Annotated in this window: 1 protein-coding gene; it reads right to left on the bottom strand. The window is 47.7% G+C overall.

From position 1 onward, the window contains the following. Positions 1 to 2,511 (bottom strand): carboxypeptidase regulatory-like domain-containing protein (locus ACTWQL_RS24740; RefSeq protein ID WP_443145005.1); only part of this gene is annotated, 2,511 nt, incomplete at both ends.

Below are 2,511 nucleotides of genomic sequence, written 5' to 3'. Positions count from 1 at the left end.
AATCGTCTTCCGGACTTTCAATGGTCAATTCCGGTTTTGTCTGATCCAACGTGACCGTCACTGGCTCGGAAGGATCTGTCATGCCGCGTTCGTTGGAAGCAGTCGCAACAAGGACATTCTCGCCATCAACAAGTGTGATGTCTGCAGAGAAAGATCCGTCTTCATTCGTAGCTACGACTGCGACTTCTTCGCCATTATTTTCAAGGTGTACATCCACACCCGGTGCGGATTGACCTTCAACCGTCACATTTTCATCATTCGTATGTGTGCCGTCTGCTGGAGAAGTGATGACCGGTGCCGTCACTTCATAATCGACGGTTGCACGGATCATGTAGTTCCCTTCAGCAGCAGGGGATTGGGACCATGCGCCACCGACAAATTGCCAGCTTCGCTCTGCATTCGGCCCGTTTTCATCTGTTCCTAGTCCTGGTGCATATGGGTTCGGATCAGATTGGATATAGACCATGAAGAAGTCGCCATTAACCGTGACACCCTGGTCTGCAAGATCGACATGGGTCCACTCTCCAGTACGGAGGGCTGTCGCATCAATCGGTCCAGCTAACTTCTCACCAGGAGCGCCTTCTTCAGTGGCATCCCAGATTTCAACCTGGAAGTCGGTACCACCTGGATTCGGCCAGTCGGTTGTCCAGAAACGGAACATACCGCCAGTGACAAGCGCCTCTTCTTTTCCTTCCGGAAGGGACATCCTTACACCCCAGCCATTTCCTGCATCGTAGAATGCACGTGCATTTTCAGCAGTACCATCATCGTATCCGATTTCTCCTGGATAGCCGATGAATGGTTTCAGTTGAGCATCTTGATCCGTTACCTCGTCACCTTCAACCGTTATAGTGAATTCTTCACCATAGTAACCAGATGCCATCACTTTCAACGTATATTCGCCTTCATAAGCAGTCAGCGTATAGTTTCCGTCTGCATCGGTCTCAACAGGTGTGACGGCTGCATCTTCGACAAGCAATACAGTCGCTCCTTCGATCGGATCACCTGTCTGCTCGTTAGTCACCGTACCAGAAACGGTTCCCTGTGCCATTTCTTCCAGCGTGAAGTCAGCTACTGCTTCCCCATCATCTGGGATAGAAACAGATTGTTCTTGTGGGTGGTATCCATACGCTTCTGCCATCACCGTATAGTCACCAGCAGCATGCGTAATCGAGTAGCTTCCATCCACAGGGCTTGTAGTAGTGGAGCGTCCCGATTCAAGAATACTCACTTCTGCTTCAAGTGGTAATGCAGATGGACCAGCGTCTTTTCCTTTGCCATCCTTTTTCTCAATATCGATACGTTTCGTCGGCATCAATTCAGCCGGAATTACTTTTTCTTTCTTAGCTGTTTTTTCTTTCTTAGGAGTCACATCATTGGACGGTTTAACATTCTTGTCAGGTTTAGCTTTACCACCATTTAGAGAAGCTTTTGATGACGGATTGATTGATGTATCACTCAAGCGCACGTCATCAATATACCAGCCTGGTCTTACGACACTGAAGTCAGTATCAACGTTGAATCCAACATAAACCCTTTGGTTCGTATACTCGGAAAGGTCAATTTCCTCTTCAACCCATTCACCGCTCGTATTGTTGAATTCAGCCACTTGTTCCCAAGTTTCCTGGTCAGTCGAAATTACAACATGACCATAGTCATAGTTGTTTTCTAGGTTATACCAGTTGTTGAATTGAAGATAGGCTTCCCCTTCACCGAGATCGATCGGCGGCATCATAAGGGTCATGTTTGCATTGTTGTCATAGTCGCCAGCAAGATTGGTCGCATAAACATTTTCACCAGATGCTGCTTCACCCGGTCCTGAAGTAGGGGCACCCCATTCCCAAGTATTATTGTCTCCCCAAGAAATCCAACCCGTCGGCTGAGATTCGAAGTCTGTTTCATAACCAGTCGTGATTCCCGGTAAAACAGATACTTCGTATTCTTCTGAAGTTACATCATTGTTGCCGAAGTCTTCGATCACCCAACGATAAGTAAGTGAAGGTTCCGCGATTGCTTCACCTGGAATGACAGCTTCATATGTTCCAGATAAGTAGTCTCCTTCTGTGCGTACAGCTTCAACAGATTCCCAATTGTTATTAGACGTTTCATATTCAAGACGTACATTTGTCACACTGACGTTATCAGAAGCAGTAACCGACAACGGCAGGTTCAAACCTGAATAGGTTTCTGCTGGAGCGTCATGTTCGAATACAGGAGCTTCAGCATCTTCCCCTTCTTCCGTCACACTTCCTTTTACGACACCTAGGCCGCTGATGACAGAAGAGACCGCGTCAAATGCGTTGACCAATCCGTATCCAAACCCATTGTTCGGAGACTCAGGATATTCTCCATTGGTCATCGGCTCAGCCGTGCTAAGTAAAATTTCTTCGATTTCATCGACAGTCAAGGAAGAGTCGACTTGACGAAGTAGTGCGACGACAGCTGATACGTGTGGTCCAGCCATCGAAGTTCCATTCCAACCGCCTTCATAAGCGCTTCCTGGAACCGTCG

The organism is Pseudalkalibacillus sp. R45 (assembly GCF_052246725.1).
In the GTDB taxonomy this organism is placed as follows: domain Bacteria; phylum Bacillota; class Bacilli; order Bacillales; family Fictibacillaceae; genus Pseudalkalibacillus.
Note: the sequence above shows the minus strand (reverse complement) of the source record. Positions and strands in the feature narration are given on the sequence as shown.